Origin of the sequence: uncultured Olegusella sp. (assembly GCF_947253395.1) — a bacterium.
Taxonomy (GTDB): domain Bacteria; phylum Actinomycetota; class Coriobacteriia; order Coriobacteriales; family Atopobiaceae; genus Olegusella.
This window is the reverse complement of the sequence record NZ_CAMXYY010000082.1, coordinates 1-6,330: the sequence shown is the minus strand read 5'-3', so window position 1 is coordinate 6,330 and position 6,330 is coordinate 1. Positions and strand designations below refer to the sequence as shown.

Annotated in this window: 7 protein-coding genes; 2 read left to right on the top strand and 5 right to left on the bottom strand. The window is 52.2% G+C overall.

Annotation, left to right across the window (positions count from 1 at the left end; genetic code table 11):
* Positions 1–637: glutamate racemase (murI, locus tag Q0X25_RS06605; protein WP_298580262.1), on the bottom strand; the 637-nt coding region annotated here is incomplete at its 3' end.
* A 164-nt stretch (positions 638–801) separates the two neighbouring features.
* On the opposite strand from murI, the gene Q0X25_RS06600 reads away from it, so the two are divergent.
* Together Q0X25_RS06600 and pth2 are read left to right on the top strand one after the other, a co-directional pair.
* Positions 802–1,230 (top strand): peptidylprolyl isomerase, encoded by a 429-nt coding sequence (locus tag Q0X25_RS06600; protein ID WP_021735922.1) that lies wholly within the window; start codon positions 802–804, stop codon positions 1,228–1,230.
* A complete protein-coding gene (gene pth2 / locus Q0X25_RS06595) occupies positions 1,230–1,691 on the top strand; it encodes an aminoacyl-tRNA hydrolase (RefSeq protein WP_021735891.1) in 462 nt (153 codons plus the stop codon). Before Q0X25_RS06600 ends, pth2 begins: the two co-directional genes overlap by 1 nt.
* Positions 1,692–1,810: 119 nt before the next feature.
* Here the strand turns inward: pth2 and Q0X25_RS06590 are convergent, their stop codons facing one another.
* The 4 genes from Q0X25_RS06590 to Q0X25_RS06575 form a co-directional block, all read right to left on the bottom strand.
* Entirely contained in the window at positions 1,811–3,325 is a 1,515-nt protein-coding gene (locus Q0X25_RS06590; protein WP_298580255.1) for a regulatory iron-sulfur-containing complex subunit RicT, read from the bottom strand.
* Positions 3,304–4,479 carry a DNA polymerase III subunit delta' C-terminal domain-containing protein gene (locus tag Q0X25_RS06585; protein ID WP_298580252.1) on the bottom strand — a complete coding sequence of 392 codons (1,176 nt, stop codon included), beginning with the start codon at positions 4,477–4,479 and terminating at the stop codon, positions 3,304–3,306. Before Q0X25_RS06585 ends, Q0X25_RS06590 begins: the two co-directional genes overlap by 22 nt.
* Entirely contained in the window at positions 4,472–5,113 is a 642-nt protein-coding gene (gene tmk, locus Q0X25_RS06580) for a dTMP kinase (protein WP_298580250.1), read from the bottom strand. The genes Q0X25_RS06585 and tmk overlap by 8 nt, the downstream gene beginning before the upstream one ends.
* An 11-nt stretch (positions 5,114–5,124) precedes the next feature.
* A partial coding sequence (locus Q0X25_RS06575; RefSeq protein WP_298580247.1) for a DNA topoisomerase occupies positions 5,125–6,330 on the bottom strand: 1,206 nt, incomplete at its 5' end.

Sequence of the window (6,330 nt, the reverse complement as noted above, 5' to 3'; positions counted from 1 at the left end):
TCGTCTGCCGCGCAGTACCTGCTGCGCCATCAAAGAAACGCACCTCCCCTAGGACATCACGAATCTGTTTTGTCACAAAGGGATAATGTGTACAGCCCAACACCACACCATCAATTTGGCCCGCCCAGCACCCAATCAACGATTCGATCAGCGCATGCAGATCAGCATCATCAAGATGACCTTTTTCTATCCGTGTTGCCAAACCAGCACAAGGCGCCTCGATAACTTCTGCTGTACAATGGCAGTCATTTTTAAGCTGCTGATACTTGTCCAAACGCAGGGTTACAGGCGTTGCCATCACCAAAATGCGCCCCTGAGGCAGCACCTCGCAAGCAGGCTTGAGCGCGGGCTCCACACCCACAATAGGCATATCGTATTCATTGCGCAGCGCCTTAGCAGCGGCACTCGTGGCAGTATTGCAGGCAATTACTACCGCTTTTGCCCCATTTTCCACCATCTGGGCAATGATGTGGCGTGTGAGGGTACGCACTTCTTCATCAGTTTTTTCACCATAAGGATTATGTGCGGAGTCGCCAAAGAAGCAAAAATCCTCGCAAGGCAGCTCGCGCACAAGCTTGCGCAGGATGCTAATACCACCCACGCCCGAATCAAGCACTCCAATAAAGTCCTTTGCCACCCAATCACCTCCACATATTCATAACCAACTACCGTCGTCAGTGGCAGCCATTCTGTTTGACAGTTAGAATCCATACCGCACGACAATAGCACCTAAAGCAAATCTGTAGGACACAACTATACACGCAGACGGACAAACGGACACAAACCCGAAGGTGGAAGACTATGAGCAACGCAGGTAAAAAGGTCAAGGTTCACTATGTGGGCACATTGGATGACGGTACAAAATTTGATTCTTCACGCGACCGCGGAGAGGCGCTCGCTTTTGTGTGCATGGCAGGTCAGATGATTAAGGGTTTTGACGCTGCCGTCAACGAAATGGAAATTGGCGAAATTCGCAATGTTCATATTCCCGCAGCCGAAGCCTACGGTCCCCGTCGTTTAGAGCTGGTACAGACCTTCCCCATTGCAGGTCTGCCGGGTGCCGAAAACCTCAAGGTTGGTATGCATCTGTCGCTAGGTTCGCAGTCTGGTGTCGCCTATCCTGCCGTAGTGAGTGCTATGGATAAAGAAACCATCACCTTTGACATGAATCATGAAATGGCTGGTAAGGACCTCAATTTTGAAATCGAACTGCTTGAGATTGAGGACTAATGGCTACTGAGGAAAGTTTGTCTTCGTACAAATCCAAGCAACTCATTGTCATGCGCCGCGACCTCAAGATGCGCAAAGGCAAAATTGCAGCTCAAGCAGGTCATGCTTGCGTCGAAGCCGTGTTGATGGCACTTGCCCGCGAAAATCGTCTCCAAGATGTATATCTCAACGTAGACGAGACGGAAACGCCTTGTTGGGCAGACCTTGATGATGCGGGTGAGCCATCGGCATTAACTGACTGGTTTCGCTTTGGCGTAGCCAAGGTCTGCGTCTATGTTGATTCAGAAGAAGAGTTACTCGAGATCGCACATCAAGGCCGTGAACAGGGATTTTTGGTATCACTCATTCGCGATGCAGGCCTCACGGAGTTCCATGGCGAGGCAACGTATACCTGTCTTGCCTTTGAACCCCTTCGCGCATCCGACATAGACCCCATCACAGGCGCGCTTCCCCTCTATTAAGCGCGGTACCAAAACAAAATAGCACTCTGCGACATGCGCCGTACAAAAGCTAGCTTGCACCATGCGCCGCTGCTCTCGTTGCTTTTTGTGAGGCACAGATGCGCGGTGCAAGCTACTACTTAATCGCTTTGGTTGGAACTTCCAGAATTGCGATGGCGACGACGGTTTACGCGCTTGCGAGGCTGAGGAGTCTGCTGCGTATTAGAATTTCCCTTGTTGTTAGACTTGCGACCGGCACCAAAGCCGCCCTGAGGCTTATTCGTCTGCCGATCAGCTGCTCCACCACGATCACCCGGACGGCGCCTGAGACGACGGTTTGTGCCACTGCCCTCCGAAGTCGGATGATACTGCTTGGCATTTGTCCTTATTTGTGGCTGTGCCTCCGCACCCTCAGCCTTGTGATGACGACGACGCCTGCGGGGAGCTTCTGTCTGTGACGCAATAACATTTTGCTTGCTATCTTTTTTCTTGGAAGCAAGACGTCCAGCAGTAGGGTGACCCTGAGCAGAACGCCCATTTTGAGTTTCGGCTACTTCCTGAATTCTATGGCGACGGCGACGCGGCTGAGCTATTTTTTTCTCCGCTGCGACAGGCTGTGCTTCAAGCTCATTTTTCTTTTCGGCAGAACGCGGGCGAGCTTTCTGTGACACAAAAATGTCACTTTCATCAAAGTCCTGCTCATCTGCGTCAACGCCATATTGGCGATCCAGTTCGGCTAGAGCCATTTGTACATCGGGAGAACTGAGCTTTTCCAAAATATCGCGCGTTACCGTATCGGGGCGGCAAGGACAATTAAGCTCTTCGCTCTTTTTGACCGCAGCATCTGACGTGGTCATATCAGCGAGCTTGACACGGATAGTCTTGCCGTTTTCCAGACGCATCGCCAGTTCTTCTTTGGGCGTGTTGTACTCAACAATCTTTGCCTTACCCAGCGGTGTATCAATAATGGCATTACGCTTGGGTGCACGCTGCTTAAAGTCACGATATGCTTCAAACTCATAGCGCAAACAGCACATCAAGCGGCCACAAGCACCTGAAATTTTGGCAGAGTTCAGCAGCAGATCCTGCTCTTTTGCCATACGAATCGACACAGGCTCAAACTGATGTCCAAAGCGAGCACAGCATAGCTCTTGGCCACAGTGGCCATAGCCACCTACCAGCGCTGCTTCCTCGCGTACGCCAATTTGGCGCATATCGATACGACAATGCAGTTCATGGGACAAATCCCGTACAAGCTGACGGAAATCTACGCGCTCGTCAGCTGAAAAATAGCAAACTGCCTTGGTTCCGTCAAAGGTGTATTCCACTCCAACGGGCTTCATGTCTAGACCGTCTTCTTTGGCTAGACGACGAAAGATGGGTAGCGCGCGCTCGGCATCCTCGGCGAGCTCGTCTGCTCGAACAAGATCTTCCTCTGTTGCAACACGAATAACCGCCCGCAAGGGTGCATCACCAATAATTTCGTGCAAATCGGCATCAGAATAATCCTGAGCGTCAGCTGTTGTAAGTCCAATTTCAAGTCCACGTTCAGTCTCGCAGACTACATGGTCGCCCTCGATAGCCTCGCTCTGGCGAGGATCAAAAAGCAAATCACAGCTTGCATAGCGAAACTTTACCGGGATCGCGGTGGGCATATGAGCGCCTCCTTGATGCGCAAAAGCATGGCCTCAATGGCCAGCTGAGGTGTGACATTGTGAGAAAGGTCATCCGCTGCATGATTGAGAGCGTCAAGCGCAGCAAAAACACCTTCAGTGCCACATGCGCTGGCAAGTTGCTCAACCACATCAGCTACATCGCTATTGACGATGTCCTGACCAACCCCCTCCGAACGCAGCAAAACGTCCCGCAAGACAGACGATAGAGCTGCAAGCATTTCCATAATACCTGAACGAGCTTGAGCAGTTTGTTCGCGCTTATCTGCTTCGCCAAGCCGATGAATAGCCGAGGTGCTTAAGTATTCTTTGCGAATAGCGATACGCTCTTTCTCTGTTTCAGTCAGCGTACTGTTCTCTTTTTTGGAAGACTTTTTGATAAGAGAAATACCTGCTGCCTCAACAAACGTCTGAGCAGCAAGCAAAATATCCCAATCGTCTAGCTGGGCTAATTGCGCCAGCGTGTGTATCGCAAGCGTACGTGCTTCCCAACGCTTGGAAGACGAAAGTAGCTCTGCCGCCTTTGAAGGCGTCTGTGCAATCGAAAGAGCAATACGCGCATCAACAGCATCAGCAGCGGTCTGTGACTGAATAAGTGCACAAGCGTCCTGCTCACTCGCCACATGAAAGAATACCTGCTGGCAGCGCGAGGCAATGGTGGGCAAAAGCTGATCGACCGAGCGCGCAATCAGAATAAAGACCACATCTGATGGTGGCTCTTCGATAGTTTTGAGCAGGGCGTTTGCTGCGACACCACCAAGTTTGCCTGCCTCATGCAAAATATAAACTTTGCGCTGGGCTCGCACGGGGGTCATCGCGGCCTGCGCCGTCAGCTCGCGCGCTTGTGACACCAAATATCCCATCGCACTTTCAGGTTTCATGACTTGTACATCAGGGTGCGTACCATGTGCCACGCGCTGACACTCCTGACACGTACCGTCTCCCCCACAAGGACAGACGATGCACTGCGCCAAGGCCAGCGCCGCTTCCGTTTTACCCGAACCCGCAGGACCCACAAACAAATACGCATGCGATACATACTCATGTGATACGGCAAAAGCAAGAAAATCTCGCACCTGGATATTCCACTGAATTTGTTGTAAAGCCGGAGGTAGTGGGGATGCAAACTCACTCATCTCTTGCCTCCACCAACGGGGGAAGCAAATCTGCTAAAGCCCTACACACGCGGGCAAAGACCTCTTCTGGGCTGCCGGTGGCATCCACAAGTTTGACACGTTTGGGCTCTTCTTTTGCAAGCCTTACGTACGCAGAACGCACGCGCTGCTGAAACTCTAAACCTGCCGCCTCCATGCGATCAACGCCCGTTGCAGTTGCGCGGGCAAAGGATTGTTCAACGGGCATGTCTAACACCAGCGTCCTGTTGGGCTTGCGCCCAAGACTACCCAGTGTATTAGCCTGACGCACCAATGAATCCAAAAGTCCTCGACCACCCGCTTGATAAGCGTACGTCGAATCAAAAAAGCGATCACAAAGTACTAAGGTATCCGCAGCCAACGCGGGCTCAATTACCTCGTGTACCAACTGCGCACGCGAGGCTTCATAGAGCAACAATTCGCACTCAGAGCACATACCCGCATTTGCTGTATCCAACAACAACGTACGAATCTTTTCGGAAACCTTCGTCCCACCCGGTTCGCGTAGACGGCATACGCTATACCCAGCCTCAAGAAGAGCAGTGTTCAAGCGCGTGGTCTGCGTTGTCTTACCGCAGCCATCGGGACCTTCAAGCGTTATGAACAAGCCGCTCATGCGACCATCTCCTAGCTCTTGCGTGAGGCTGTCTTTTTGCTGCTTGCCTTCTTAGTGCTGGCCTTCTTACTGCTCGTCTTGCGTGTGGAGCTCGCCTTGCGCCCAGCAGAACGCCCACGAGTCGTGGGTTTTTTTTCCTTGCTCGGACAATCCATGTTGACACAAATCTTCCAAGGACCCCGCTGGGTATTGACCACCACCATCGGTGCGCCGCAGTCAGGACACGTCTCACCCGTTGCCTCAAGCTTACCGCGCTGTGGCAAGGGATAGCTCGTACCGCAGATATCATAGTTGCTGCAGCGAATAAAACGTTTGCCCGTACGCTCAGATTTATGCGCCACCAAATCACCCTGGCGACCAGCCTCCGCGCATGCCTTGCATTTTCCTACAACAAGATCGGGCTCAACATTGGTAGGACAAGCAGGATTAACGCACGTTTCAAAGACGCGTTGACGGAAGGGATGCACCTTAACGCGGGGAGCTCCACATTCTGGGCAGATGCCTGCATCACCCTCAAGCGGCTCAATGCGACCCGTTGGCACAGGATAGGTAACATCACAATCAGGCCAGCCCATGCAGCCAATAAAGCTGCCGCGAGTCTTTGCCGAGTGCTTCATCACAAGATCGCGACCACACTTAGGACAAGTACCCACCTTGGCATCAGCGGTCACGGCATCCGAAATACGGTCACCCAAATCATCTTTGTGCTCAATCAGCTCGTCCATCATGCTGGCAAGAAGCGCCCGCGAATGCATAACAACCTGGTCTTGTGACTTACTGCCTTCGGCCACCTGAGTCATATCACCTTCGAGCTCAGCGGTCATATCGGGAGTTGTAATGTGTGGAGCATACTGCGACAAAGCGTCAACGACCGCCATGCCGAGCTGGCTTGGCTCTACAGGATCATTTTTGAGATAGCGCACATCATAGAGGCGCTGAATAATCGAGGCGCGCGTGGATTTGGTACCCAGACCGCGTTTTTCCATCTCCTGAATGAGTTTGCCTTGACTATATCGCGCAGGGGGCTCGGTTTGCTTGTGATCCTTATTCATGCTCGCAAGCGACAACACATCCCCCTCAGCAAGGATGGGAAGCTGCTCGTCTTTGCGCAGACCATAAGGATAAATGGCACGAAAACCTGGTTTTGCCAGCACCGATCCTGACGCGCGGAAAGGCTCTCCTGCAACATCAAGCTTTACCTTGGTATCTTCGATAAT

Excerpts from the sequence above, each read along its gene's own strand:
- Q0X25_RS06600 (WP_021735922.1), top strand. The coding sequence starts at position 802 with ATGAGCAACGCAGGTAAAAAGGTCAAGGTTCACTATGTGGGCACATTG.
- pth2 (WP_021735891.1), top strand. The coding sequence starts at position 1,230 with ATGGCTACTGAGGAAAGTTTGTCTTCGTACAAATCCAAGCAACTCATT.
- Q0X25_RS06590 (WP_298580255.1), bottom strand. The coding sequence starts at position 3,325 with ATGCCCACCGCGATCCCGGTAAAGTTTCGCTATGCAAGCTGTGATTTG.
- Q0X25_RS06585 (WP_298580252.1), bottom strand. The coding sequence starts at position 4,479 with ATGAGTGAGTTTGCATCCCCACTACCTCCGGCTTTACAACAAATTCAG.
- tmk (WP_298580250.1), bottom strand. The coding sequence starts at position 5,113 with ATGAGCGGCTTGTTCATAACGCTTGAAGGTCCCGATGGCTGCGGTAAG.